This is a genomic window from Pseudomonas sp. R15(2017) (assembly GCF_002112685.1).
Taxonomy (GTDB): Bacteria; Pseudomonadota; Gammaproteobacteria; order Pseudomonadales; family Pseudomonadaceae; genus Aquipseudomonas; species Aquipseudomonas glycinae.
Map to the genome: position 1 here is coordinate 211,982 of NZ_NEII01000005.1, position 26,009 is coordinate 237,990.

At 60.4% G+C, this 26,009-nt stretch carries 28 protein-coding genes; 14 read left to right on the top strand and 14 right to left on the bottom strand.

Features of this window, described 5'->3' with window-relative positions:
* Window positions 1-12 precede the first annotated feature (12 nt).
* Window positions 13-351 (bottom strand): DUF3565 domain-containing protein, encoded by a 339-nt coding sequence (locus CAF77_RS12695; protein WP_170928952.1) that lies wholly within the window; start codon window positions 349-351, stop codon window positions 13-15.
* Here CAF77_RS12695 and CAF77_RS12700 point away from each other — a divergent pair.
* From CAF77_RS12700 to CAF77_RS12710, 3 genes are all read left to right on the top strand, one after another.
* Entirely contained in the window at window positions 320-805 is a 486-nt protein-coding gene (locus tag CAF77_RS12700; RefSeq protein WP_011332490.1) for a peptidylprolyl isomerase, read from the top strand. The genes CAF77_RS12695 and CAF77_RS12700 overlap by 32 nt on opposite strands.
* A 122-nt stretch (window positions 806-927) precedes the next feature.
* Window positions 928-1,410 (top strand): glutathione peroxidase, encoded by a 483-nt coding sequence (locus CAF77_RS12705; protein ID WP_007959082.1) that lies wholly within the window; start codon window positions 928-930, stop codon window positions 1,408-1,410.
* A 157-nt stretch (window positions 1,411-1,567) separates the two neighbouring features.
* Window positions 1,568-2,671 carry an NADH:flavin oxidoreductase gene (locus CAF77_RS12710; protein ID WP_064382514.1) on the top strand — a complete coding sequence of 368 codons (1,104 nt, stop codon included), beginning with the start codon at window positions 1,568-1,570 and terminating at the stop codon, window positions 2,669-2,671.
* On the opposite strand, the gene CAF77_RS12715 is transcribed toward CAF77_RS12710, so the two are convergent.
* Entirely contained in the window at window positions 2,640-3,860 is a 1,221-nt protein-coding gene (locus CAF77_RS12715; protein ID WP_064382513.1) for a glycosyltransferase family 1 protein, read from the bottom strand. The genes CAF77_RS12710 and CAF77_RS12715 overlap by 32 nt on opposite strands.
* Before the next feature lie 42 nt (window positions 3,861-3,902).
* A complete protein-coding gene (gene cysZ / locus CAF77_RS12720) occupies window positions 3,903-4,655 on the bottom strand; it encodes a sulfate transporter CysZ (protein ID WP_064382512.1) in 753 nt (250 codons plus the stop codon).
* Between the two features lie 310 nt (window positions 4,656-4,965).
* Here cysZ and trxB point away from each other — a divergent pair, with 310 nt between their 5' ends.
* The gene (trxB, locus tag CAF77_RS12725; protein WP_039769336.1) at window positions 4,966-5,928 is read left to right on the top strand and encodes a thioredoxin-disulfide reductase; all 963 of its coding nucleotides are present in this window, start codon (window positions 4,966-4,968) and stop codon (window positions 5,926-5,928) included.
* 188 nt (window positions 5,929-6,116) lie between these two features.
* On the opposite strand, the gene CAF77_RS12735 is transcribed toward trxB, so the two are convergent.
* The 6 genes from CAF77_RS12735 to CAF77_RS12760 form a co-directional block, all read right to left on the bottom strand.
* A complete protein-coding gene (locus CAF77_RS12735; protein ID WP_064382511.1) occupies window positions 6,117-6,455 on the bottom strand; it encodes a HopJ type III effector protein in 339 nt (112 codons plus the stop codon).
* Window positions 6,448-6,744, bottom strand: a complete 297-nt coding sequence (locus CAF77_RS12740) for a DUF1244 domain-containing protein (protein ID WP_064382510.1) — start codon at window positions 6,742-6,744, stop codon at window positions 6,448-6,450. The genes CAF77_RS12735 and CAF77_RS12740 overlap by 8 nt, the downstream gene beginning before the upstream one ends.
* 68 nt (window positions 6,745-6,812) lie before the next feature.
* On the bottom strand, window positions 6,813-7,184 hold the full coding sequence (gene folX, locus CAF77_RS12745; RefSeq protein ID WP_007957207.1) for a dihydroneopterin triphosphate 2'-epimerase: 372 nt from the start codon (window positions 7,182-7,184) through the stop codon (window positions 6,813-6,815).
* On the bottom strand, window positions 7,185-7,745 hold the full coding sequence (gene folE / locus CAF77_RS12750) for a GTP cyclohydrolase I FolE (protein ID WP_064382509.1): 561 nt from the start codon (window positions 7,743-7,745) through the stop codon (window positions 7,185-7,187). It abuts the gene before it with no gap.
* Window positions 7,746-7,767: 22 nt separating this feature from the next.
* Window positions 7,768-8,478: a dihydromonapterin reductase gene (gene folM, locus CAF77_RS12755; protein WP_064382508.1), complete on the bottom strand. Its 711-nt coding sequence runs from the start codon at window positions 8,476-8,478 to the stop codon at window positions 7,768-7,770.
* A gap of 56 nt (window positions 8,479-8,534) precedes the next feature.
* Window positions 8,535-9,104 carry an antibiotic biosynthesis monooxygenase gene (locus tag CAF77_RS12760; protein WP_011332499.1) on the bottom strand — a complete coding sequence of 190 codons (570 nt, stop codon included), beginning with the start codon at window positions 9,102-9,104 and terminating at the stop codon, window positions 8,535-8,537.
* Between the two features lie 210 nt (window positions 9,105-9,314).
* On the opposite strand from CAF77_RS12760, the gene CAF77_RS12765 reads away from it, so the two are divergent.
* Entirely contained in the window at window positions 9,315-10,274 is a 960-nt protein-coding gene (locus tag CAF77_RS12765; RefSeq protein WP_064382507.1) for a MerR family transcriptional regulator, read from the top strand.
* 3 nt (window positions 10,275-10,277) lie between these two features.
* On the opposite strand, the gene CAF77_RS12770 is transcribed toward CAF77_RS12765, so the two are convergent.
* Both CAF77_RS12770 and CAF77_RS12775 read right to left on the bottom strand, forming a co-directional pair.
* Window positions 10,278-10,883 (bottom strand): hypothetical protein, encoded by a 606-nt coding sequence (locus CAF77_RS12770; protein ID WP_039769347.1) that lies wholly within the window; start codon window positions 10,881-10,883, stop codon window positions 10,278-10,280.
* 54 nt (window positions 10,884-10,937) lie between these two features.
* Window positions 10,938-11,414, bottom strand: coding sequence for a PAS domain-containing protein (locus CAF77_RS12775; RefSeq protein ID WP_064382506.1), 477 nt, complete (start codon window positions 11,412-11,414; stop codon window positions 10,938-10,940).
* 153 nt (window positions 11,415-11,567) lie between these two features.
* Between CAF77_RS12775 and CAF77_RS12780 the strand changes: the two genes are divergently transcribed.
* The gene (locus tag CAF77_RS12780; protein WP_064382505.1) at window positions 11,568-12,023 is read left to right on the top strand and encodes a flavodoxin; all 456 of its coding nucleotides are present in this window, start codon (window positions 11,568-11,570) and stop codon (window positions 12,021-12,023) included.
* Here the strand turns inward: CAF77_RS12780 and CAF77_RS12785 are convergent.
* The gene (locus CAF77_RS12785) at window positions 12,013-12,900 is read right to left on the bottom strand and encodes a LysR family transcriptional regulator (protein ID WP_085654634.1); all 888 of its coding nucleotides are present in this window, start codon (window positions 12,898-12,900) and stop codon (window positions 12,013-12,015) included. The two genes, CAF77_RS12780 and CAF77_RS12785, sit on opposite strands and share 11 nt — an antisense overlap.
* Before the next feature lie 95 nt (window positions 12,901-12,995).
* Here CAF77_RS12785 and CAF77_RS12790 point away from each other — a divergent pair, with 95 nt between their 5' ends.
* The 5 genes from CAF77_RS12790 (at window position 12,996) to CAF77_RS12810 (ending at window position 16,939) form a co-directional block, all read left to right on the top strand.
* The gene (locus CAF77_RS12790; protein WP_085654636.1) at window positions 12,996-13,382 is read left to right on the top strand and encodes a CidA/LrgA family protein; all 387 of its coding nucleotides are present in this window, start codon (window positions 12,996-12,998) and stop codon (window positions 13,380-13,382) included.
* Window positions 13,372-14,058, top strand: coding sequence for an LrgB family protein (locus CAF77_RS12795; protein ID WP_007957226.1), 687 nt, complete (start codon window positions 13,372-13,374; stop codon window positions 14,056-14,058). The genes CAF77_RS12790 and CAF77_RS12795 overlap by 11 nt, the downstream gene beginning before the upstream one ends.
* A 132-nt stretch (window positions 14,059-14,190) precedes the next feature.
* On the top strand, window positions 14,191-14,973 hold the full coding sequence (locus CAF77_RS12800; protein ID WP_039769359.1) for a class II aldolase/adducin family protein: 783 nt from the start codon (window positions 14,191-14,193) through the stop codon (window positions 14,971-14,973).
* Entirely contained in the window at window positions 14,973-15,875 is a 903-nt protein-coding gene (locus tag CAF77_RS12805) for an alpha/beta fold hydrolase (RefSeq protein ID WP_085654638.1), read from the top strand. Before CAF77_RS12800 ends, CAF77_RS12805 begins: the two co-directional genes overlap by 1 nt.
* A gap of 152 nt (window positions 15,876-16,027) precedes the next feature.
* A complete protein-coding gene (locus tag CAF77_RS12810) occupies window positions 16,028-16,939 on the top strand; it encodes an SDR family oxidoreductase (RefSeq protein WP_011332507.1) in 912 nt (303 codons plus the stop codon).
* Window positions 16,940-16,983: 44 nt separating this feature from the next.
* Here CAF77_RS12810 and CAF77_RS12815 read toward each other — a convergent pair whose 3' ends face one another.
* Window positions 16,984-17,244, bottom strand: a complete 261-nt coding sequence (locus CAF77_RS12815) for a hypothetical protein (RefSeq protein ID WP_064382500.1) — start codon at window positions 17,242-17,244, stop codon at window positions 16,984-16,986.
* Window positions 17,245-17,257: 13 nt separating this feature from the next.
* Entirely contained in the window at window positions 17,258-19,420 is a 2,163-nt protein-coding gene (locus tag CAF77_RS12820; RefSeq protein WP_085654640.1) for an S-type pyocin domain-containing protein, read from the bottom strand.
* A 715-nt stretch (window positions 19,421-20,135) separates the two neighbouring features.
* On the opposite strand from CAF77_RS12820, the gene CAF77_RS12825 reads away from it, so the two are divergent.
* The 3 genes from CAF77_RS12825 to CAF77_RS12835 all read left to right on the top strand — a co-directional run bounded on the left by CAF77_RS12825 (window position 20,136) and on the right by CAF77_RS12835 (window position 26,006).
* The gene (locus CAF77_RS12825) at window positions 20,136-21,929 is read left to right on the top strand and encodes a DUF1302 domain-containing protein (protein WP_085654642.1); all 1,794 of its coding nucleotides are present in this window, start codon (window positions 20,136-20,138) and stop codon (window positions 21,927-21,929) included.
* A 23-nt stretch (window positions 21,930-21,952) separates the two neighbouring features.
* Window positions 21,953-23,320: a DUF1329 domain-containing protein gene (locus CAF77_RS12830; protein ID WP_064382497.1), complete on the top strand. Its 1,368-nt coding sequence runs from the start codon at window positions 21,953-21,955 to the stop codon at window positions 23,318-23,320.
* Window positions 23,321-23,459: 139 nt separating this feature from the next.
* Window positions 23,460-26,006 (top strand): LuxR C-terminal-related transcriptional regulator, encoded by a 2,547-nt coding sequence (locus tag CAF77_RS12835; protein WP_064382496.1) that lies wholly within the window; start codon window positions 23,460-23,462, stop codon window positions 26,004-26,006.
* The last annotated feature ends 3 nt before the right edge of the window (window positions 26,007-26,009 follow it).

A 26,009-nucleotide genomic window follows, 5' to 3' on the forward strand; every position in this document is an offset into this window, starting at 1 on the left:
ATCTGCCGCAATTCAGTCGCCAAGGTTATCGCTAACCGAGCCTTGTGCGCACCAACCGCAAGCAAAGGGTTGGCCTATTTTTTCAATACGTTGCGCGGCGTCCAGGACCCAGGCCCGGGACTGCCACGGCGGCAGGTGGCGCAGGTGCTGGGTGTGGCCGCAGGACAGCTCGGCGACCCAGTGGCCGTCCTCGTCCTGATGGAATCCGGTGACGGTCACGGGCGCCAATCGATCCCGTCTGTCCGGGTTCTGTTCGCTTTCGGGCAAATCCTTGTTTAGACTTGTCCGTTCTTCATTCTTATGCAAAAGGTCTCGCCCCATGCTGATCGCCGCCAATAAGGCTGTCTCCATCGACTATACCCTGACCAACGACGCTGGTGAGGTCATCGACAGCTCCGCCGGCGGCGCTCCGCTGGTCTACCTGCATGGCGCAGGCAACATCATCCCGGGCCTGGAAAAAGCCCTGGAAGGTAAAGAAGTCGGCAACGATCTGGAAGTTTCCGTCGAGCCGGAAGATGCCTACGGCGAATACGCCGCTGAACTGGTCAGCACCCTGAGCCGCAGCATGTTCGAAGGCGTTGACGAGCTGGAAGTCGGCATGCAGTTCCACGCTTCGGCGCCGGACGGCCAGATGCAGATCGTCACCATTCGTGACCTGGACGGCGACGACGTCACTGTCGACGGCAACCATCCGCTGGCCGGTCAGCGCCTGAACTTCAAAGTGAAGGTCGTTGCCATCCGTGACGCCAGCCAGGAAGAAATCGCTCATGGTCACGTCCATGGCGAAGGTGGCCATCACCACTGATTTCTGCGCTAAGCTTTCGAGTACTGGAGAGGCGCCCGAGGGCGCCTTTTTAGTCCGCGGCTGTCCTTGGTGGCCTCGCCAAGTGGCTGTTTCGAGTAGAACACGGGAATCTGGAGTTCGTCATGAGTGCTTTTCACGACCTTAAGTTGACAGCCCTGGATGGTCAGGAGCTACCGCTGGCACCCTTCAAGGGCCAAGTCGTGCTGGTGGTCAACGTCGCCTCCAAATGCGGCTTGACCCCACAGTACGCGGCGCTGGAAAACCTTTATCAGCAATACAAAGGCAAAGGCTTCAGTGTGCTGGGCCTGCCGTGCAACCAGTTTGCCGGCCAGGAACCGGGCAGTGAGCAGGAGATCCAGGAATTCTGCAGCCTCAACTATGGCGTGAGTTTTCCGTTATCGAAAAAGCTCGAAGTCAATGGCCACGACCGTCATCAGCTGTACCGTCTGCTGGCGGGCGAGGGCGCGGAGTTTCCCGGTGACATCACCTGGAATTTCGAGAAATTCCTGCTTGGAAAGGACGGCCGGGTATTGGCCCGGTTCTCGCCACGCACGGCGCCGGATGATCCTTCGGTGATTACCGCGATTGAAAAAGCCCTTAGCTGAAGCACCAAAATCGCAGCCCTCGAGCTGCGATTTTTTTCGCCTGCCTTTTGACCCTTAATCATTCAGATCAATAGTGCTATCACACCGTTGGAACTCCGCATATTATCGCCGTCATATGAATCGCATGTCCGTCGATCAATTTTTCGTGGAGCCTCCCATGTCCGTGCAAGCCCTGTTCAAACCGTTCCAGCTCGGTGCCTTCGAACTGCCGACCCGCGTGGTCATGGCGCCGATGACCCGTTCGTTTTCCCCGGGCGGCGTACCCAATTCCAAAGTGATCGAATACTACCGTCGCCGCGCAGCGGCCGGTGTCGGCCTGATCATCACCGAAGGCACCACCGTCGGCCACCAGGCTTCCAACGGTTATCCGAACGTGCCGCACTTCTACGGTGAAGCGGCGTTGGCCGGCTGGAAAAAAGTCGTCGACGCGGTACACGCCGAAGGCGGCAAGATCGTTCCGCAGCTGTGGCACGTCGGCAATGTGCGCCGTCTGGGCACCGAGCCGGATGCGAGCGTGCCGGGTTACGGCCCGTCGGAAAAACTCAAGGACGGTCAGGTCGTGGTGCACGGCATGACCAAACAGGACATCCAGGATGTAATCGCCGCGTTCGCTCAAGCCGCCAAAGATGCCCAAAGCATCGGCATGGACGGCGTGGAAATCCACGGCGCCCACGGTTACCTGATCGACCAGTTCTTCTGGGAAGGCAGCAACCAGCGCACTGACGAATACGGTGGCAGCCTGGCCAACCGTTCACGTTTCGCCATCGAGCTGATCCAGGCCGTACGCGCGGCTGTTGGCGAAGGCTTCCCGATCATCTTCCGTTTCTCGCAGTGGAAACAGCAGGACTACACCGCGCGTCTGGTGCAAACCGCCGAAGCCCTGGGCGAGTTCCTCAAGCCGTTGTCCGACGCCGGCGTGGACATTTTCCACTGCTCGACGCGGCGTTTCTGGGAGCCGGAGTTCGACGGTTCCGACCTGAACCTGGCTGGCTGGACACGCAAACTGACCGGCAAACCGACCATCACCGTCGGTAGCGTCGGCCTCGATGGTGAGTTCCTGCAGTTCATGGTCAACACTGACAAAGTCGCGCAACCGGCCAGTCTGGAAAAACTGCTGGAGCGTCTGAACAACGACGAATTCGATCTGGTGGCGGTGGGGCGTGCGCTGCTGGTCGATCCGGACTGGGCGCAGAAAGTGCGCGAAGGCCGCGAGCAAGACATTCTGCCGTTCAGCCGTGAGGCGTTGATGACGCTGGTTTGATCGACGTGGGCGGCTTGTCGCGCAGGTCGCGGCAAGCCCCCAGCAAATGGTTTTCAAATTGTTCGACGATGGCTGCCCAGCCCTGACGGCTGGCGTGTTGGCGCGCGTTCAGGCGCACGCAGCGCAACCTTTCGTTTTCTTCCAGCAGCCACGCCGCTGCCTCGCAGAACGCCTCTTCATCCCCGGGCATCGCCAGCACGCCGTTGTAGCCATGGCGAATATGCTGGGCCGCCGCAGCCTGATCGTAAGCCACCACCCCGAGGCCCGAGGCCAGCGCTTCCAGCACGACGTTGCCGAAGGTTTCGGTCAGGCTCGGAAACAGAAACACATCCCCCGAGGCATAGTGCGCCGCCAGCGCTTCGCCCCGTTGCGAGCCGCAGAAAATTGCCTCGGGCAGTTCATTTTCCAGTGCCATTCGTTGCGGCCCGTCGCCGACCACGATCAGCTTCAACTTTAGCTGTGGATAAGTGCTGGCCAGTTTCTCGAAGCTGCGCTTGAGCAGGCCGAGGTTCTTCTCCGGCGCCAGGCGTCCTACGTGAATGACCGCAATGTCCTGCTCGCCGAGACCCCATTGCTCACGCAAGGCATTCAGGCGTTTGGCCGGGTGAAACAACTGACTGTCGACACCCCGCGACAGCAGCGCCAGGCGTTCGAAGTGCCGACGCTCCAGTTCCAGGCGCTGGCTGACGCTCGGCACCAGCGTTAGCGCCGAACGGTTGTGAAACCAGCGCAGGTAATGGGTGAGCAAACGGGTCAGCAATCCCAGCCCGTACTGGTGGGTGTATTGCTGGAAGTTGGTGTGAAAGCCGCTGACCACGGCAATCCCCAGACGCCGTGCCGCGCGCAATGCCGACAGCCCGAGCGGACCTTCGGTGGCGATATAGAGCACATCCGGGCGCTGGCGGGTCCAGCGCCGCAACAGTTTGTGCATCGACGACTGACCCCATTGCAACCCCGGATAACCCGGCAACGGCCAGCCCCGGCACAGCAGCAACGAGTCGTCTTCAGTGCGCTGCGGGTCGTCAGCCTGACGCGGTCGCACCAGTTCCACCCGATGCCCGCGTGCGCGCAAACCGTCGCACAAACGGCCAAGGGTATTGGCCACGCCGTTGATTTCTGGTGGGAAGGTTTCGCTGATGAGGGTGATATGTAGAGCTGTCGTCATGGCCTCAGTGTCGGCTGAGGCCATGTCGTGGTTGTGACGTTCGGATGATGGATTTGTGACGCGACTTCAGCGTTGCGTCACCAGATTCTCGGCCCCGCGCTCACGCACCCAGAACAGTGTCGCGCCAGCCACCGCGGCCGGCATCATCAGGATGTTCACCACCGGAATCAGCAACACCAGATAGACGATCCCGCCAAAGCTCATGCTCTGCCAGCGCTTCTGGCGCAACCAGGCGAGCATTTCGTTCCAGCCCAGCTTGTGGTTGTCCGCCGGGTAGTCGATGTACTGGATCGCCATCATCCACACCCCGAACAGCAGCCACAGCGGCGCGGCGACGATGTTCACCACCGGGATGAACGAGAGGATGAACAGGCCGATCGCCCGGGGCAGGAAGTAACCGAGCTTGCGCATTTCCCGGGCCAGGGTGCGCGGGATCATGGCGATCAGTTCGCTCCAACTGAAGGCCGGAAAGTCGTCGGTGCCGCGCACCACCACTTCAACCTTTTCCGCGAGGAAACCGTTGAACGGTGCGGCGATCACGTTGGCCAGCATGGTGAAGGTGAAGAACACCATCAATGCCACCAATACCACGAACAGTGGCCACAGGATGTAACTGAGAAAGCTCAGCCATTCGGGCAGCGACGGCATCAGCGTGTCGACCCACAGGCTGAACTGGTGGCCGGCCAGATAGATCAATCCGACGAACAGCACCAGGTTGATGGCCAGCGGCAGCAGCACGAACAGGCGCAAGCCCGGGCTCAAGACCAGTTTGAGGCCTTCGCGCAGGTATTGCGGGCCGGACAGAACAGGGGCGGGCATAAGGTGCTCCGAGCAAGGGAAAACGCGCCGACCTTACCGACTTTGCAGAACCTGTGAAAGCGCGGCGGCGGGATCGACATTCACTGTAACAAAGACGTCCATCTCGTCAGTGTGTCGGCATAGAGACCACCTATGAGCTGGATTGTTAAACCGTATTTCCTTAATCTTGCCCCCCTCGATACGCTGCACCCAACTTTTTACAGGACTGTCGAGCTCACGCCTTCCCCAAGGTTATCCACAGTCCTTTTTTATTCCCGCCGGCAGTCCGGCGTCCGGCCAGGTGACTTGGCCGGTCAACAGGAGCAGGTTCATGTCTGAAGTCCGTCATTCGCGAGTGATCATCCTCGGTTCCGGCCCTGCCGGTTACAGCGCTGCCGTCTACGCTGCCCGCGCCAACCTCAAGCCGCTGCTGATCACCGGCATGCAGGCCGGCGGTCAACTGACCACCACCACCGAAGTCGACAACTGGCCGGGCGACGTCCATGGTCTGACCGGCCCGGTGCTGATGGAGCGCATGCGCGAGCACGCCGAGCGTTTTGAAACCGAGATCGTCTTCGATCACATCAACGCCGTGGACTTTGCTTCCAAGCCATACAGCCTGACCGGCGACAGCGGCACCTACACCTGCGACGCGCTGATCATCGCCACCGGCGCCAGCGCCCGTTATCTGGGCCTGCCGTCGGAAGAAGCGTTCATGGGCAAAGGCGTTTCGGCCTGCGCGACCTGCGACGGTTTCTTCTATCGCAACAAGCCGGTGGCCGTGGTCGGTGGCGGCAACACTGCTGTGGAAGAAGCGCTTTACCTGGCGAACATCGCCAGCAAGGTCACCCTGATCCACCGTCGCGAAACCTTCCGCGCCGAGAAGATCCTGATCGACAAGCTCAACGCCCGCGTGGCCGAAGGCAAGATCGAGCTGAAGCTGAACGCGACCCTGGACGAAGTGCTGGGTGACAACATGGGCGTGACCGGTGCGCGTCTGAAGAACAACGATGGCAGCTTCGACGAAATCAAGGTCGACGGCGTGTTCATCGCGATTGGCCACACTCCGAACACCTCGCTGTTCGAAGGTCAGCTGGAATTGAAAGACGGCTACTTGGTCGTTCAGGGCGGCCGTGAAGGTAACGCCACTGCGACCAGCGTCGAAGGCATCTTCGCTGCCGGTGACGTGGCCGACCACGTTTACCGTCAGGCCATCACCTCGGCCGGCGCCGGCTGCATGGCGGCACTGGACACCGAGCGTTACCTGGACGGTTTGCAGAACGCTTCGTTCTAAGATCGCAGGCATGAAAAAACCGGCCAATTGGCCGGTTTTTTCATGCCCGTTATTCACAGCCACCACGACGGTGATCGTTCCCACGCTCTGCGTGGGAATGCCTCATCTGGACGCTCTGCGTCCTTGGGACGCGGAGCGTCCCCGGCTGCATTCCCACGCGGAGCGTGGGAACGATCTGACGCGAAGAATTAGCGGCGGGTCAGGGGTTGGGTGGTGAACTTCACGCCCGCCAGACCGTGCTGGATCAGCGCACGGATATTGCCGTGATCGCTGCCTTCAGGTGTTGCCACGACCGAACGGTAGTGCTCGCCGAACGCCAGCAGCGCTTCTTCATCGCTCAAGCCTTCCAGCAACGCCAGACCCAGAGTCTTGCACGAACCTTCGTTCTGCCCGGCGGCGTTTTCCACGCCGCCGTTGTTGAACGCCTGCGGCTGGTAGTCGTAACCGGCGGCGATGAAGGCCAGCGTGTCGGCAAAAACGTGTTCGCCGCTCTTGAGGCTGGCGCGCAGGGTGTTCAGATCACTCATGGGGTTTTCCTTTGGCGAACGCCGCTTGCTGTTCGGCGCTGGCTTCTTGCTGATATTGGGCTTTCCACTCGGCGTACGGCATGCCGTAAACCACTTCACGGGCATCGTCGAGGCTGACCTCGATCCGGCGCTCGTCGGCCTCGGCCTTGTACCACTTGGACAGGCAGTTGCGGCAGAACCCGGCAAGGTTCATCAGGTCGATGTTCTGCACGTCCTTGCGGCTGTCCAGGTGGGCAACCAGTCGGCGGAAGGCGGCGGCTTCGAGTTCGAGGCGTTGTTGCTCGGTCATGATGGGCTCTGTGCAGTCAAATCGTGGCGCGGATGATAAAAGTCTGACGCCCGGAGCGCCAGACACGTTCAGCGGCTGGCGGCGAGCGTGATCGACACCGACTCGGCAAATCGCAAGGCATGCGGCTTGTCGACTTCGACTTCGGCGTACAGCACCGATTCGTTGGCCATTACCAGATCCAGCAGCTCCTGGGTCAGGCGTTCGAGCAGGGCAAAACGGTTGCCCTCCACGTGGGCGATGATCGCCTTGGTGATGGTGCGGTAGTTCAGCGCGTGGTCGATGTCGTTGTCACGCACCGCTTCCTGTGCGGCGTACAGGATGGTCAGGTTGATCAGCACATCCTGCTTGTTGAGGATTTCGTCCTCGTTGATCCCGATAAAGGTGCGCAGGCGCAGATCCTTGACCCGGATGCGCGCCATTCCCGGTTGAAGTTGTGGCATTTACTTGCTCCGTCCAATCAATTGCAGGAACTCCTGACGGGTGTTGCTCGACTCGCGGAAGGCGCCGAGCATGACCGAGGTGTTCATGGTCGAATTCTGTTTCTCGACACCGCGCATCATCATGCACATGTGCCGGGCTTCGATGACCACCGCGACACCGGCAGCATCGGTGACTTGCCGGACCGCCTCGGCGATCTGGCGGGTGAGGTTTTCCTGGATCTGCAGGCGGCGGGCGAACATATCCACCAGCCGCGCGATCTTCGACAGCCCCAGCACCTTGCCCGTCGGAATATAAGCCACATGGGCCTTGCCGATGAAGGGCAGCAGGTGATGTTCGCACAACGAATAGAGCTCGATGTCGGCGACGATGATCATCTCGTCGCTGTCGGAGGCAAACAGCGCGCCATTGACGATCTCGTCGACGCTCTGTTCGTAGCCGTGACACAGATACTGCATGGCCTTGGCCGCCCGCACCGGCGTGTCGAGCAGCCCTTCGCGGTCAGGGTTTTCACCGAGACCGATCAGGATCTCGCGGTAATTCTCGGGCAGGGAACGGGTCATGGAGCATCCTCGCAGGGGCGTATTACTTGACGTGCCGCCCGCCGTTGACGGTCAGGGTCGTGCCGGTGACATACGGGTTGTCGAGCAGATAACGCACGCTCTGATAAATCACTTCGCTGCCGGGTTCGATGCCCAGCGCGGACTTGGCCAGCGCCTTGGCACGGTACGCCGCGTCGTCGTCGGGATTGAACAATAGCAGGGCCGGCGCAATGCCGTTGACCTTGATTGACGGCGCGTAGCGCGCAGCGAAGGACAACGTGAGACTGTCGAGCCCGGCCTTGCTGGCGCAATAGCCGATGTGTTTGCTGCTGCCCTTGCGGGTGACGTCATCGCTGATGTGGATGATGTCGGCAGGGCTCGAACGTTGCAGCAGTTCCGCGCAATGCAGGTTGATCAGGTACGGCGCCAGCATGTGGATGTTGAACATCCGGCTGAAGGCTTCGGCTTCGCCGTCACCGGTTTCCGCCAGCCACTCCGAGGCGTTGTGCACGATCGCGCGCAGGCTGTCGGTGTGTGACTTCAGCTCGGTGATGAAGGCGAGGATCGAAGCTTCGCTGGAAAAGTCCGCGTGCAACCCTAGGGCGCCCAGATCCCGCAAGGTCTTCACACCCGGCCGTTCACTGCGGTAAGTGAAGATGACCCGATGGCCGTCTTCCAGCAGACGCTGCGCACAATGCAGGCCGACCCGCTGGCCGGCGCCGGTGATGAGGATGGGAGCTGTGGGAGAAGTCATGTACGGCTCGCGTCGAAGTCAGAGCAAAAACTATAACAGCGACGCGAGCGGCAGCTTCAGCGATTTTGCGTGGAGGGTGCGGCAGGCAGCGGGCGTGCAGGCGCCGGGTTGAGCCAGCCGGCCAGCAGGCGGGTCGACAGCGGAATGAAGAAATAGACCATCAACGGGGTCAGGCACAGCGTGCTGATGAAGACTCTCGGCAACAGGCTCATTTCAGCGAGCAGCGGGCCCAGCACGAAATTGAACAGCAGCGACACCGGGAAGAACGCGAGCCAGATCGCCACGGCCTGTTTCCAGCGCGGCGGGCGATGCCCGGCGGCTCCGAACCAGCCTTCGATCCCGCTGACCCGATGTTCGGTCGGGTGGGCGAACAGATCGCTGCCGCGGGCCAACCATGCAGTGCGCGATGCCGAATGTTCCCAGGCGTGCAGGGTCTGTTCGTCGACGAAGCGGAAAATGATCTGGAATTCATCGTCGCCGGGAGGCGGAGCCAGTACGCCGGAGCCGAGATAACCGGGGAAGTCGGTGGCCAGTTGTTCGCCTTCTCGCAACCAGGCGATCAGATCCTGATAACGGCCATTGGCGACACGACGCGCGACCATCAGCGTGACGGGGGAAGTAGACATTGTGTATCTCCGTATTGCATGTGCGTCGCTCCGGGTAAGAACTTCGCCTGACGCAGCGCCGGGGTAGAGGGCTGCGTTTTTGACAAGCAAGGATTATTCCTTATTTCCGTGACGAACCCGAGACTTTCGTTCCATTTGATCGCTTGAACCTTCATGGGGCATCAGGAGTAGAATGGATCCAACTTTGCCAACAAGGACGTGTCCGCACCAATGCCTGTGATCACAGACGTTCGCCCTGCTTCGCAGGAATCTGTTGCGCTGGAGCGCGAGGATCTTTTCCCTATACGTGAAGTGGCGCGCCTGACCGGGGTGAACCCGGTGACGTTGCGCGCATGGGAGCGGCGATACGGATTGATCCAGCCAACGCGCACCGAGAGTGGGCATCGCCTGTATTCGATGACCGATATCGAGCGTGTTCGCAGCATCGTCGACTGGATCGACCGGGGTGTTGCCGTGAGCAAGGTGGGCAAGATCCTGGCCAAGACCGAGCCGATGAAGGTGCTGGCTCATCTGATTCCCGATGACCTGGTGCATGCGGACTATATCCAGTGGCAGGAGCAGGTTCAGCAGGCGGTCAGCTCTTTCGACGATCAGTTGCTTGATCGGGTCTACGGTCAGATTTTCTCTTCCTATGCTTTGCCCGTGGTGTTTCAGGACATCCTGATGCCGCTGTGGCTGCAAATGCTGCAGCGTCAGGATGCATTCGGGCAAACCAGTGAGTGGTTGTTCTTCGATGGTTTTCTGAGAGCCAAGGTGCTGCAGCGCATTGTCGTGCTGCGTGGCTCGCAGCCGCGCAAGGTGATTGTCAGCGCGCTGGCCGGTCAATGTCGCGAGCTCGAATTGCTGGTGGCGGCGCTGTTCCTCAGTGGCAATGACGCGGGCGTTCGTGTGCTCACGACCGGTCAGCCGTTCGATGAGCTGACGCTGGTGTGCGAAAAGATCAAACCTCAAGCCCTGGTGCTGTTTTCCAATCACGCACCGACTGCCGAACTTCCACGGCGGCTGAACCGGTTGGCGCTGAGTCTGGATTGTCAGTTGCTGCTGGCGGGCGATGCGGCCGATCTGGCCCAGGACAGCCTGGCGGGATCATCGGTCGGCTGTCTGGGCAATGAAGGTTCGACCATGCGCCAGCGCATGAATCAGTTTCTGGCGGGGACGCTGGATACCTGAGTATCAGGTGTGCAGGGCAGGGTGGGTCAGACGATGCTGTTGCAGAATGAACTGGCGCAGACGCTCGGTTTCGTCGGCATCGCTCTGGCTCAGCTCGTAAGCGTAAAAGCCGCTTTCGGTTTCCCGCTCGAACGTCCCGCGCAGGGCGATCCGCTCGTAGCCCGAGGGGCTGAACCACAAGGCAAAATGCTTCGGCGGTTTGGTCTTGTTGCGCACTTCCAAGAGCACACCCTTGTGCGAAACCTCGTGCACCCACAGCGTACCTGGCTGGCCCTTGGCATTTTCCAGTGCCACTGGCTCTTCCAGGGTCAGGCGCCATGGACGCACCATCGGCCCGTCTTCATAGATGCTCGGTACACCCAGGCGCAGGTGCAGGGCGTGAAATTCGTCTTCCACCAGATGCAGCGGGAACGTCATCTGCTGATTTTCGAAGTTGGCCTGGATGGTGACTTGCTCATGGGCCGCCAGACGCGTGAGCAGGTCACGGATCTGCGAACCACCATTGACCAGCAGGCTCGACGTCGCATCCCGCACATTGAGTTGCGGGTTGTGTTGCATGGTCTGGATGAAATCCAGCTCATCCTGAGTGAGGAGGGCGTCGCGCTGCATGGTTAACTCGAAATGAATAATTACAAAGTCATTGGTGATTGTAGTTACTGACACTTAGTTCGCAGTTTTGTTTGCGCCGTTCGTCGCTTTCAAGGCTGCAAGTTCTGCTTCCAGTGCCGCCACCTGGGCTTCCAGTTGCGCAACCCGCTGCTGAGCCTTGACCTGAACGGTGACGTCCTTTTGCACGCCGACGAAGTAGGTCTGCCCGTCGTCCACATTTTTAACCGTTGAAAGAGACAGCTCGTTCCAGAACGGCGTGCCGTCCTTGCGGTAGTTACGCAGAATTTCCCGGCACGAGCCGTTGTTGCGCAGAGCATTGCGGATCAGGGCCAGGTTCTCCTGATCGCGATCGCCCGACTGCAGGAAACGGCAATCCTGATAAAGGATTTCTTCGCTGGTGTAGCCGGTCAGGCGTTCGAAGGCCGGGTTCACGTAAATCAGGATGTTGTCGTCCTTACCCTCCCGTTCGGCCACCACGATTCCATCGTTCGACGCGTTGATCACCATTTGCATGAGACTGGCATTGATCATCTGTGAATCCTTTCAAGGTTATCGACCGCAGGCATTCTAGAAGATCGCCCGGCGCTGTCTACTGGCCATCAGCGCTTATCGAGAGCCAATCGCAACATGACGTCGCCGGCTGTTACTATCGGCGCTCTTTTTTTCAGTTTCAGGATCAGATTGATGAAAGTCGCCATCCTCTCCGGCTCGGTGTACGGCACGGCCGAAGAAGTCGCTCGCCACGCTCAGAGCCTGTTGAACGCCGCCGGTTTTGAAACCTTCTACAACTCGCGCGCCAGCCTTGCCGATCTCCAGGCTTTTGGCCCTGAAGCCCTGCTGGGCGTGACCTCGACCACCGGCATGGGTGAGCTTCCGGATAACCTGCAACCATTGTATTCAGCCATTCGCGATCAGTTACCGGCGGCCTGGCGGGGCTTGCCCGGTGCGGTAATCGCCTTGGGTGACGCCAGCTACGGCGACACTTTCTGCGGCGGCGGCGAACAACTGCGCGAGTTGTTCGGCGAACTGGGCGTACGCGAGGTGCAGGACATGCTGCGCATCGACGCCAGCGAAAGCGTTACCCCGGAAACCGACGCCGAGCCTTGGCTGCAACAGTTGATCGCCACGCTCAAGGGCTGATCCCGCGTTCACGCAGCAGCGCCAGCCAGGCCTGCGCTGCCTTTGACAGATAGGCGCCCCGGCGCCAGATGAACGCGATGTCCCAGCGCAGGTAATCCGGCGCGTTCAAGGTCAGGCGCACCACGCCTGGCCGCACCAGACCGCGCGCCACCACGCTGGGCAGCAACACCACGCCTTGCCCGGCGGCGACCAGCGCCGCGAGAAAATCCGCCTGACCACTGCGCCCGCCTTCTTTCGGCGTGAAGCCCATTTGCTGGCACGCCTGAAGCAAACGATCGTTGAGCACGAAACTGCGCTGATACAAAAGGAACGGCGTATCGGCCAGTTCCTCCAGACCGATTTCGCCTTTTGTCGCCAGCGGGTGATCCACCGGAAGCAGCGCATCCAGCGGTTCATCACAGAACGGCTGGAAGTCGAACTGCGGATCTTTCGGCAGCAGGCTGCCACCCAACTCCAACTCCCCGCTGAGCACGGCCTGTTCGATATTACGGCTGCCGCCTTCAAGCAATTGCACATTGATGTTCGGGTAACGCCGACGGTACTCGGCGAACAACCCGGCAAACAATGCATCGCTGCCCAGCAATGGCAACCCGAGACGTAACTCGCCCCGTGCCAGTTGGCTGAGGTCATCCAGTTCGCTGAGCAATTCATTGCGCAAGCGCAGCATGCCTTCGGCCCGATGCAACACCACACTGCCGGCGGCGGTCAGGCGTATCTGCGAGCCGAGCCGTTCGAGAAGCGGGGTGCCGAGACTCTGTTCGAGCTGGGCGATCTGCTTGCTCACGGCGGACTGACTGATGTGCAGGGTCTTCGCGGCTTGGGTGAAGCCGCCTTGATGAATGACTTCGACAAAGCTTTTGAGCTGTTTGAATTCCATGGCCCGATTCCAGATTGGAATGGCTTTGAGTCTAACAATTCGCTTCGGAGATGGCAGGCGGCTTCGTAAAATAGGCACCCGAAAGGAGCCCACCGATGAAAGCCTCGACCGTTAAATACCTCTCTCGCCTGCTGGCCGAACTGGCCGTGCTGCTCGCTTTTTACCTGCTCGGCTGCCAGATCGCAGCGTGGCTGGCCTGGCCGATTCCCGGCGGCGTGATCGGCATGGCGCTATTGCTGCTGGGTTTTGCGTTCGGCTGGATCAAACCGGCGGCGCTGCAAATGGGCGCCGGCCTGTTGATGGCCGAGATGCTGCTGTTCTTCATTCCGGCACTGATGAGCCTGCTGGATTACGGCACATTGCTGCGTGATGACGGTTGGCGGATCTTGTTGGTGATCGCGGCCAGCACATTGATGGTGATGCTGGTGACCGCGTTCACCGTGGAACTGGCCGTGCGCCTGAGGCGGTCTCATGAAGCTTGAACTGATGCCGATGTTCTGGCTGGCGTTCACGTTGCTGGCCTACCTGTTCAGTCGCTGGCTGTATCGCCGGACCGGGCGTTACGTGCTGTCGCCACTGATTTTGGTCCCCGCGTTGCTGCTGGCGCTTGCCGTGCCGCTGCACACCGCTTACGCCGAATATTCGAGCAACACCCATTGGCTGATGCTGGTACTGGGCCCGGTCACCGTGGCGTTTGCGGTGCCGATCTGGCAACAGCGGCGTTTGCTGGTGCGGCATTGGTCAGCGTTGCTGCTGGGCATGCTGGCCGGCAGTGCGGCGTCCATCGCCACCTCGTTCGGCCTCGCGAAAGCGCTGGCGCTGGACAGTTCGGTGACGCTGTCACTGGTGCCGCGTTCGATCACTACGCCGTTCGCCATGCCGCTGGCGCAGGACCTGGGTGGCGTGCCTGAGCTGACAGCGGTGTTCGTGATGTTCACCGGTGTGTTCGGCGCGATGCTCGGTGGTGTGCTGCTCAAGTGGCTGCCGTTGCGCAGCGCCCTGGCGCGCGGTGCATTGTTCGGCGTCGGTGCGCACGGTGCCGGGGTCAGCCGGGCCCATGAAGTGGGCGGCGAAGAAGGTTCGGTGGCGGGGTTGGTGATGGTGCTGACGGGACTGCTCAATCTGTTCGCCGCGCCTTTGTTGGCGTCGTTGCTTTGACGTGGATCCAAGCGGTTTGCGTCGCTGACTCGCTCAGTCATCAAGCTGGCTGCCAATGCAACTACGCGATCATCCGGGGCTGACTAGACTGCTGACATACGCAAAAACAATAAGAACGCAGAGGTGCATACAGTGAGCGTAGCCCCCGTCCCTTCATCCGTGAATGTCAAAGATCAGGTCAGTGCCGCGGAATGGCAGACCCGGGTCGATCTGGCCGCCTGTTATCGTCTGGTCGCGCTGCATGGCTGGGACGATCTGATCTTCACCCACATTTCCGCCAAGGTGCCCGGCACCGAAGATTTCCTGATCAACCCGTTCGGCCTGATGTTCCATGAGATCACCGCGTCCAGTCTGGTGAAGGTCGACCAGGCCGGCAACAAACTCATGGACAGCCCCTACGAGATCAATCCCGCCGGCTACACGATCCACAGCGCCGTGCACGAAGTGCGGCACGACGTGGCCTGCGTGCTGCACACCCACACCGCTTCGGGTGTCGCGGTGTCGGCGCAGAAGCAGGGCGTGTTGCCGATCAGTCAGCAATCGCTGTTCGTACTGTCGAGCCTGGCCTTTCACGCCTATGAAGGGGTGGCCCTCAACCATGAAGAGAAAGCGCGGTTGCAGGCGGACCTGGGTGACAACAATTTCCTGATGCTGCACAACCACGGTTTGCTGACCTGTGGCGGCACCATCGCCGACACGTTTCTGATGATGTTCACCTTCCAGCGTGCCTGCGACATTCAGGTCATGGCGCAGACCGGCGGGGCCGAACTGATCGCCATCGAACCGCAGATTCTGGCAGGGGCCAAGGCAATGATTGCCGGCGTCACCAAAAGTGCTCAAGGCATGGGAGGCGCGCTGGCCTGGCCGGCGCTGCTGCGCAAACTCGATAAACAAGACCCGGGGTACAGACTCTAATGCCTCTCGCCGAGATCCCTCTGAGTGTCTGGCGCAAGCGCAGCCAGACGTTTGTCTTCCGTAGTCAGCCGATCCGCTACTGGACGGCCGGGCAGGGCGATCCGCTGCTGCTGATCCACGGCTTTCCGACGGCCAGCTGGGACTGGCATTACCTGTGGCAGCCGCTGTCCCAGCGCTACCGGGTGATTGCCTGCGACATGCTCGGCTTTGGCGACTCGGCCAAACCGCTGAATCACACCTACAGCCTGCTGGAGCAGGCCGATCTGCAACAGGCCTTGCTGGCGCATCTGCAGGTCGAACAACCGGTGCACATTCTGGCCCATGACTACGGCGACAGTGTTGCCCAGGAACTGCTGGCCCGGCATTACGAAGATCGGATCGAGGTCGCCAGTTGCGTATTCCTCAACGGTGGTCTGTTCCCGGAAACCCATCGGCCGCTGCTGGCGCAAAAGCTGCTGCTAAGCCCTTTGGGCTGGATGATCGGCCGGGCATTCACCCGCGATGCGCTGGTGAAGAGTTTCCAGCAGATTTTCGGCCCGGACACTCGGCCCAGTGAAAGCGAGATGGATGATTTCTGGAGCCTGATCGAATGCAATCGCGGGCAACGGGTCATGCACAAGCTGATTCACTACATTCCCGAACGACGGGTTCAGCGTGATCGCTGGGTCGCGGCAATGCAGCGTGGCGAGGTGCCGTTGCGGGTGATCGATGGCGAAGTCGATCCGATTTCCGGGGCGCACATGGTTGAACGGTATCGCGAGCTGATCCCTGACGCCGACACGGTGCAGTTGCCTGGCATCGGTCACTACCCGCAAATAGAAGCGCCGGTGCAGGTGCTCAGGCACTACCTCGAATTTCGCGATCACTTCGTGCTGCCTCCGCGCAAGGTAGCGTGTTCCTGAGTTCGTGCCGAACGCGCTTGGCGCCTCGGCACGTTTTCATCATCCTTCAGCCTTATCGCGCACCATTCAGCCCCAGCCGTGTTCGTTGTGACCGCACGCTCTGTGCCTGACACTCAGGGACACTGTCCCTCAGGTCTGCTGGAGTTGCCCCGATGAATGAGTCTGTGCGTTTCGAAGATAAAGTCGTGATCGTCACCGGAGCCGGTGGTGGCCTGGGACGCGCTCACGCTTTGCTGTTCGCCAAACAGGGCGCCAAAGTGCTGGTCAACGACCTCGGCGGCTCGACTCAGGGCGAAGGCGCCAACGCTTCGGCCGCCGACCGCGTGGTGGCGGAAATCCGCGAGGCCGGCGGCATCGCCGAAGCCAACCACGATTCGGTTACCGACGGCGACAAACTGGTACAGAACGCCCTCGACGTGTTCGGTCGCGTCGATGTCGTGGTCAACAACGCCGGGATCCTGCGCGACAAGACCTTCCATAAAATGGAAGACGCCGACTGGGATCTGGTCTATCGCGTCCACGTCGAAGGCGCCTATAAAGTGACCCGCGCCGCCTGGCCCCATCTGCGCGAGCAGAACTACGGCAGGGTGATCTTCACCGCCTCGACCTCGGGCATCTACGGCAATTTCGGCCAGTCCAACTACGGCATGGCCAAACTCGGCCTCTACGGCCTGACCCGCACCCTGGCCATCGAAGGTCGCAAGAACAACATCCTGGTCAACGCCATCGCTCCCACCGGCGGCACCCGCATGACCGAAGGCCTGATTCCGCCGCAAGTGTTCGAACAACTCAAGCCTGAACTGGTCAGCCCGCTGGTGGTGTACCTGGCCAGTGAACAGTGCCAGGAAACCTCGGGCCTGTTCGAAGTCGGCGGCGGCTGGATGGGCAAGGTGCGCTGGGAGCGCAGCCTGGGCGCCGGCTTCGATCCGCGCGTCGGGTTTTCCCCGGAAGACGTCGCGGCGCACTGGCAGCAGATCTGTGATTTCGAAGGTGCGGCGCATCCGAAGGACAACATCGAGGCGCTGAAGGAAATGATGGGGAATCTGCAGAAGTATTCGTTGTAACCCGAAGTGGCCACCAGGTGAGAGCCTGGTGGCCGATTTGCCGATCAGGTGTATCTGTTTTCGATCATGAATTTTGGTGGGGACCAGTTCGGGCCTTTGATCGCCAGGCCGTGCTCTCCGAGAGCAAGTACCCCGGCGTCGAAGAGGCGGGAGTAGGCGTTTTCGAGTGCGCCATACTCTTTGAGGATGTCACGGTTATAGAGTCTGATCATCCTGTCCAGATGTGGATTTGCTTTGATCAACGCGAACACTGCAACGATGTCATCAAGAGACTCGTTTTTTACGATTTGTTCGACAGTATTCATTTCCACATCTCCTTCAACAACCTTTGGTATCGAGTTCCACTTGTTCTGCGTCGGCGGCCAGCGCTTCAGGTGTGTACAGCAGCGAAGCATCGTCTTTGAGTTTGAAGTCTTCCAGCGTTGCTGTGTGAACATTGTTCCACACAGGAGAGTTCGGATCAGGTCGTTCGTTATCCCCATATCCCAAGGCTCTGAATCTTTCTAGCTCTCTCAACTCATGAGTGTAGAAGCGCTTGTCTGTATCCGTTATCTCAAGCTCTCCGCTGATGATTTTTTCCAGGCGATCAATCATTACCTTATTGGCGGCCGATTCAGGAAATCTTGAGATGTGTAGTCGCACAGTGCTTGCTCCTTCTAATGTTGCAGTTACAGGGGACCACTCCAAGTCAAGAATTGGTCCACCGGTTTCCTCGGGGTTAAACGCGCGGCCACTGTGCTCGCCACCTTCAACGCCTCCCTCATAGGGACTGCTGAACACTACAAGCAACGGCGGCAATCCGGACTCAATCGGAAAGACCGTGATAAACCCGCCAAACCCATACCGATCCAGCTCGGGAAACGGATCGATTCGTCCCTCGTCTGGAACAACTTCAGCACCGTCGTAGACCGGTGGATCGTTATCGGCCAGCGGCAGGTTGGTCGAGGTATCTTGTGGTTGTACCAACGGCGTCCAGGTCAGCGTGGGACCGCTGGTGTCGCTGGCGGTGGAAACGTAGACGTTTTTACTGGCGTCGAAGCGAGCGGCTCTCACGGGAACATGGGCGGGGACTGTCACTCCGTCCGTCGTGACTACGACGAATTCGACTTTGTCGCCCATCGTCGACGAGCCCAGCCTGACCGGCAGATCGACTGTTCCACCGACGGCCGCCAAGTGTTGAAGATCTGCGTTCAGATCCGGTGCGAGGTCCGACAAGGGAACGCTGGCCGAATACAGGTCGCTGTTCCCCAGTCTTGAAGGGGCGAGCAACGCCGCGAACCCGACGATCAGCGGTGCGGCAGCGGTGGAGATAGCGGTCAGCGCAAGGGACACCGCGGTTTGAAGCGATGTCCTGAGCGCCAGAGTCGTGGCCAGGTTGTTGCCAAAAACGCCGAGCGGGCCGGTAAAGGTGGGACCCAAAGCGGCCATTGAACCCGCATTGGCAAAGAACGGAGGTTGTCCGGTTTTGGCGTTTTCGGCTTGCCGTTGCGCCTGCTCCCTGGCGATCTTGCGTGCCTTTTTGCGCTGTCTTTTTTGTGCTTTTCGCAACGCCTTCTGCTGTTTTTCCTGACGGGTTTTTTCAGCCAGCTGGAGGCGCTCTTCATTTCGGCGCTGGATATCGGCTTGCGCTTGCTGGCGTGCATGCTCGGCAGCAATCTGCTGCGCGGCGGCTTGGGCGGCGATTTGTGCCTGTTCAGCTGCCAGCCGTTGCGCTTCAGCCAGCGCAGCCAGGCGCGCCTGCTCACGGGCTTGGATTTCCTGCTGCTCTTTTTGCCGACGCGCAGTTTCTGCCAGTGCTGCGAGTCGTGCCTGTTCATTGATGCGCGCCAGTTCGGCAGCGGCCCTTTGCGCCTCCTGTTGCGCAGCGATGCGTGCCTGATCGCTGGCCTGCACCGAGGCCAGCCAATTGAGCACATTCACATGCTGCTGGTTGAGCATCTGGATCGATTGCGCAAGCAGCCTCGCGTCGTGGGCGGCTCTGTACGAAGCCGTCCAGGCCTGCATGGCCAGTCCGCCGGGCATGACTCGCGCTTCCATCGTCGAAGCTTTCCGGTAGAAATCAAGCAGGCTTCGATTGAACGGGTCACCGCCATAAAACAGGTTGGCCAACGCCGTTTTCTGATGCAGCTCGGCGGACTTCCTGAGTATCAGAGTATTGCGAACGCCCAGCTCCCGAATGATTGCTTCGGCCGGTGGCAACGGGTGGGTGGAGCCTTCAAGTCGGGTGGCGGCCAATTCATGTTCGAGGGTCTGAGCCAGCTGGCTGGCGCGGGATTGATATTCCTGGGCGTAGGATTTTTTGGTGGCGTCGATCGTGTTCGAGTTGATGATGACGATGTTTTGCGGGCCGAAATCGTGCGGGCCAAACATGCCACTGGGCGGAAGGGTGGCACCGGTCGCCGAGGCAACCGGGATGTGCAACGGCGCGACGGCTGTCGTGTGGACGGCTTCGGTCAACTCCCATGTCGGGGGCTTTTGCATATTCATATCCTTTTGAATGTGCTTGTTCTGAATTTAAACGGGGGGGCATGGAATCTACGTTTCGTCATTTAAAGTTACATTGGAAATGGCGGACGCGAGTCTGAGATGGGCGTAAGTCATTACATAGGGATGTGAGTGAAGTTTCTCTTCGGTGAGAGAACTCTTATTTAAGCTATTCAGCCTGAGAGAAACGTCCTATGCGAACTTGGGAAACGTCTGATTTCAGGAAGTTTAAAAATGCAGGGCACGGGCATTCAGCAACTTTCGATCGCCCATAAAAAAGGCCGCTGCAAACGCAGCGGCCAAGGTAAGACGTTGGATCAAGGAGCTACAAATCAACGTCAGTGAACACCGGGCGATGGACCGAAAAACGCTTCGCTCCATCAGAAATCATTGCCGACGACTCGGTCGCGGGATTCGTGCTTTCCGGCGGTCTGCCGTGAAAGCCCGCTCAGAATAAGGGCTGGCGCCCCGGGGAAAAATAGCGATTCCGGACATGCACTGTTACGGAGCATGTAACAGTTCGGTGCACCGCTTCGTCATTATCCGTTGCGTTGATAGTGGTGCATCCAGCCTGTTCATGGCGCTCGCGAAGCCTTGTCGCAGGCGGGTATTCATCCTTTCGAGCGACAGCATGAATACCTCCTTGGTGCGCTTATCCTCAACGTGGCGCGGCAGTAGGGTGGGGCCTTCTGTCACTCACCGGGGAAGACGCATGACAAAAACAACAATGCGCGCCATCTTCACTCCGCAGGCGCTTGCCGCTGCGGTGGCTTTGGGTTGCTGTGCCCAGGCGCACGCGGTCGCTTTCAATATCGGGGAAATCGAAGGCACGTTCGACTCGTCGCTGTCGGTCGGCGCGAGTTGGGGCATGCGCGATGCCGACAAGTCGCTGGTCGGTACGGTCAACGGCGGGACGGGCCAGTCTTCCACCGGTGATGACGGGCGTTTGAACTTCAAGAAGGGCGAGACCTTTTCCAAGATCTTCAAAGGCATCCACGACCTCGAATTGAAGTACGGCGACACCGGTGTGTTCGTGCGCGGCAAGTACTGGTACGACTTCGAACTCAAGGACGAAGACCGCGAGTTCAAACCGATCAGCGACAAGGGCCGCAAGGAGGGCGCGAAGTCTTCGGGCGCGCAGATTCTCGATGCGTTCGTCTATCACAACTATTCCATCGCCGATTTGCCGGGCACGGTTCGCGCCGGTAAACAGGTGGTGAGCTGGGGCGAAAGCACCTTCATCGGCAACTCGATCAACAGCATCAACCCGATCGACGTTTCGGCGTTCCGTCGGCCGGGTGCGGAGATCAAGGAGGGGCTGATTCCGGTGAACATGCTGTTCGCCTCTCAGGGGCTCACCGATCAACTGACGGTCGAGGGCTTCTATCAACTGGAATGGGATCAGACCGTCCTCGACAACTGCGGCACCTTCTTCGGTGTCGACGTGGCAGCGGACGGTTGCAACAACGGCTACACCGTCGGCAGCCCGGCGATCGCCCCGTTGGCGCCGCTGACGGCAGCCTTCGGTCAGCCGATCCAGGTCACCCGCGAAGGTGTGATCGTGCCCCGTGGCGGCGACCGCGATGCGCGGGATTCCGGGCAATGGGGTACGGCACTGCGCTGGCTCGGCGATGACACCGAGTACGGCCTCTACTTCATGAACTATCACAGCCGCACGCCGACGGTTGGCACCAGCACCGCCGGCCTGTCGACCCTGGCGTCATTGCCGGGCATGGTCGGGATCGCCAACCGGCTGGCCCCCGGCAGTGGTTCGGGACTGGCGCAAAGCGTGATGCTCGGGCGCGGTCAGTACTACCTCGAATACCCGGAAGACATCCGTCTGTACGGTGCAAGTTTCTCCACCACATTGCCAACCGGCACCGCCTGGACCGGCGAGATCAGCTATCGCCCTAACGCGCCGGTGCAGGTCAACACCAACGACCTGACTCTGGCGCTGCTCAATCCGATTGCCGGCGGTGCTGCATCGCCGCTGGTCACCTCGCCCGGTGCCGACAACAAGGGCTACCGGCGCAAGGAAGTGACGCAGATTCAGAGCACGCTGACGCACTTTATCGATCAGGTCTGGGGGGCGCAGCGCCTGACCCTGGTCGGCGAAGCGGCGGTGGTGCGGGTTGGCGGCCTGGAGTCGCGCAGCAAGCTGCGTTACGGCCGTGACTCGGTCTACGGCCAGTACGGTTTCGGCGGTGACACCGACGGTTTTGTCACCTCCACCTCCTGGGGCTATCGCGCCCGGGCGATCCTCGATTACGCCAACGTGATCGGCGGGATCAACCTCAAGCCCAACCTGTCCTGGTCCCACGATGTCGCCGGTTATGGCCCCAACGGTCTGTTCAACGAAGGCGCCAAGGCTGTCAGCGTCGGGGTCGATGCCGACTATCGCAACACCTATACCGCGAGCCTGAGTTACACCGATTTTTTCGGTGGTGACTACAACACCCTCGAAGACCGTGACTTCGTGGCCCTGAGCTTCGGTGTGAACTTCTGATCTGCCCGAGAAGGATGAGTGCAATGCGCAAGATGATTCTGCAATGCGGTGTCCTGGCCCTGAGCCTGTTGGCCGCCAACGTGATCGCGGCGGTGTCGCCGGACGAAGCCAACAAGCTCGGCACCAGCCTGACGCCGCTGGGGGCCGAGAAGGCCGGCAACGCCGACGGGTCGATTCCGGCCTGGACCGGCGGTATCCCGAAAAACGCCGGGGCGGTCGACAGCAAGGGCTTCCTGGCTGACCCGTTCGCCAGCGAAAAACCGCTGTTCACCATCACCGCCGCCAACGTCGACAAGTACAAGGACAAGCTGTCCGACGGTCAGGTGGCGATGTTCAAGCGCTATCCCGAAACCTACAAGATTCCGGTCTACCCGACCCACCGCACCGTGGCCGTGCCACCGGAAATCTACGAGTCGGCCAAGCGCAGTGCGCTCAACGTCACCACGATCAACGACGGCAACGGTCTGGCCAACTTCACCGGCAATCGCTACTACGCCTTCCCGATTCCGAAGAATGGCGTTGAGGTTCTGTGGAATCACATCACCCGCTATCACGGCGGCAATCTGCGACGGATCATCACTCAGGTGACCCCGCAGACCAACGGCAGCTACACGCCGATCCGCTTCGAAGAAGAGATCGCGGTGCCGCAACTGATGAAGGATCTCGATCCGGAAAAGGCCGCCAACGTCCTGACCTTTTTCAAACAGTCGGTGACCGCCCCGGCGCGTCTGGCCGGTAACGTGCTGCTGGTGCACGAGACCCTAGATCAGGTGAAAGAGCCGCGACTGGCGTGGATCTACAACGCCGGCCAGCGCCGGGTGCGCCGTGCGCCGCAAGTCGCCTATGACGGGCCGGGCACCGCTGCCGACGGCCTGCGCACCTCAGACAACTTCGACATGTTCTCCGGCGCACCGGATCGCTACGACTGGAAACTGATCGGCAAGAAGGAAATGTACATTCCGTACAACAGCTACAAGCTCGACTCGCCGAGCCTCAAGTACGACGACATCGTCAAGGCCGGGCACATCAACCAGGACCTGACGCGCTATGAACTGCACCGGGTCTGGGAAGTGGTCGGCACAGTCAAACCGAACGAGCGGCACATCTACGCCAAACGGCACATGTACATCGACGAGGACAGCTGGCAGGTGGCGCTGGCCGATCACTACGACGGTCGTGGACAGCTGTGGCGAGTGGCCGAGGGCCACGCTCAGTACTACTACGATCACCAGACCCAGGCCTACACCCTCGAAGCGCTCTACGACATCATCGCCGGCCGGTACATTGCCTTGGGGATGAAGAACGAAGAGAAACACAGCTTCGAATTCGGCTTTGAAGCCAAAGCCGCCGATTACACTCCGTCAGCCTTGCGCTCGGAGGGCGTTCGGTAAGGATTTCGCTACACAGACTCGGGAAAAGGCGACCGCACGGTCGCCTTTTTTATGGCTGCCAATCAGCGTACTGAATACTCGTCAACAAGCGCCGGTGACAGGGCTAGGGTGAGCGTACAACGATAAGAAGGCGTACCCGATGACCGCCATGACTCACGCTCCGGATCGTCCGGGATTCCTGCCCAGACTTTCAGCTCATCATCTTCCGCGTCCACGTCTGACGGCATCATTGCTTGAGTCTTCGGCACGGGTCAGGCTGATCTGCGCACCGGCCGGCAGCGGCAAGAGCACGCTCTTGAGCGAATGCCTGTTGCAGGCACCCGCCGAATGTACGGTGTGCTGGCTGCCGCTGGCAGGTCTGTCAATGAGTGTCGCGGCATTTTGCGAGCGGCTGGCGCAGTCCCTGGGAGGGGCGACGGCGGATGAGTCGTCGCTGCTGAACGAGCTGGCGCGCCGATCCTCACCAGTGTGGGTTTTTCTCGACGATTACTGCCGTGTTGAAGCGCCTGCACTGGATGCGCTGCTCGACCGGATGCTGGCGCTCGCCAGTCCCGCCGTCACCTGGTGGATCGGCACCCGTCGACGCCCGCAATGCAACTGGCCGCGCCTGCTGCTCGATGACGCCTTGTACGAGTGCGAAAGCGCGGCGCTGGCGTTGAGTCGCGGCGAGATCGCGCAACTGTTGCGGCACCTGCCGCCAGCCCAGGTCGACGACGTGGCCGGGCGGATCCTCCAGCGCAGCGGCGGGTGGTGCGCCGGGGTGCGGATACTGTTGATGCAAAAATGCGACTGGTTGCAAAAGACCGTGCCGCAGCAACGCATGGACACCTTGCTGGACTACCTGGAACACGAACTGTTCAGTGGTTTGAGCCCGGAGCTGGCCGAGGCCTGGCGGGTGTTGGCGCATTTGCCGCGGTTCAACGCCAGTCTGTGCGATCACCTGTTCGGTGCCGGCGAAGGGGCGCAATGGATGCGCACTCTGCAAACGCTTGGGTGTTTTATCGAACCCTGGCAAGGGTCGCCGGACTGGTTGCAGGTGTGCGCTCCGCTGTCGCGTTTGATGCGTGATGAACCCTGGTCGGCTGGACGTTCCTGGCATCGCCGGGCCTGTCAGTGGTTTGCCGCCGGACAGCATTGGAAATGCGCCTTCGAACAGGCGTTGCTGGCTGAAGAGTACGAAGTCGCGGTCAGTCTGCTGCAACACTTCAGCTTCGAGCATCTGTTCGAGGAGCAGACGGTCGTGCTGTTGTTGCGTCTCTACGAGCAGCACGGCGAGGAGCTGTTGCTGGGGTCGGCGCAACTGGTCGGCCTGATCACGGCAGCGCTGTTGTTTGCCGGACGCTTTGCTCAAGCGGCGGATTGCATCGGGCAACTGGCGCGTTTTCTGCCGCCCCGGTCGGCGGAACAGCAACGGCAACTGATCGCCCGCTGGCAGGCCCAGCAAGGCTGGCTGCTGCATTTGCAAGGGCACATGGACGAGGCGCGCGAGCATTTCGAGCAAGCCTTGAACGAGCTGGCGCCGCAGGCCTGGACGGCGCGCCTGCTGTGTTTGTCGGGCCGCACTCAGCAGGCGTTGCTATGCGGGGATCTGGACATGGCTCATTCGATCAATCGTGAAGCGCTGTGCCTGGCCCGGGCTGAGGGTTCATTGCTGTTCGAAGCGTTGCTGGAACTTGATCACGCCCAACTGCTGGAGCAACGGGGCGTGTCGGCTCGCGCCGAAGAGTTGCTGGCCAATCTTTGCGAAATGCTCGCGTCCTCCGTCGAGCGACCGACGCCGTTGCTGGGGCGTATCGCCCTGCGTCGCGGGCGGCTGGCATTGAGTATGGGGCAACAAGGCCGGGCGGCTGAATTCTTCCAGCAAGGGCTCGACGACTGCCTGCGCAGCTTTGACAAGCGAGTGCTTTATGGCTTTCTCGGTCAGGCGCAACTGGCCGCCGATCAGGGTGATTATTCTCAGGCATTCATGCGCCTGCGGGATGCCGAACGGTTGATGCAACAGCGGCAGATTCCGGACACGGTTTATCGCGGTGTTCTGTTGCAGGTCAGCAGTGAGTTCTGGTTGCAGCAAGGACGACCCGAACTGGCTCGCGAGGCGCTGAGCCGTGTGCTCAGGCACTATCGCGGCCCATGCGCACGCCAGGCGCCGCCGGCGACATTGGAGCTGATTCCGCGCATCGAGTGTTTGCTGATTCTGGCCGAGATGCGATTGGGTCAGACACAGCAGCCGATGACGCATCTGCAGCGTTTGCTCGAGCACGCTCATGCCAACCGGATGGTCGTGCTTGAAGCCGAGTTGCTGTTGGTCATGAGCGAGGTGGCCTGGAAGCTCGATGATCTGGATTCTGCTCGGGGCTACTTCGACAACGGGCGAACGTTGGCCGGTCATTTCAACTTGCAGCGTTTGTCGATGAAGTTTGATCAGAAGGCGCTGAACCTGTGGCCCGGTTCAACGCTTGCCGCTTCACTTGCTGATGACGGGGATAACGAAGGTTCACTGAGTTTGCGAGAGTCGCAGGTGCTTGGATTGATTGCGTCTGGACGCTCCAATCAGCAAATTGCGGACACGTTGTTCATCTCGTTGCACACAGTCAAAACGCATGTCCGGCGTATTCACGCAAAACTGGGTGTCGAGCGCAGGACTCACGCCGTAGCGCGGGCGAGAATGCTCGGTTTATGCCGATGAACA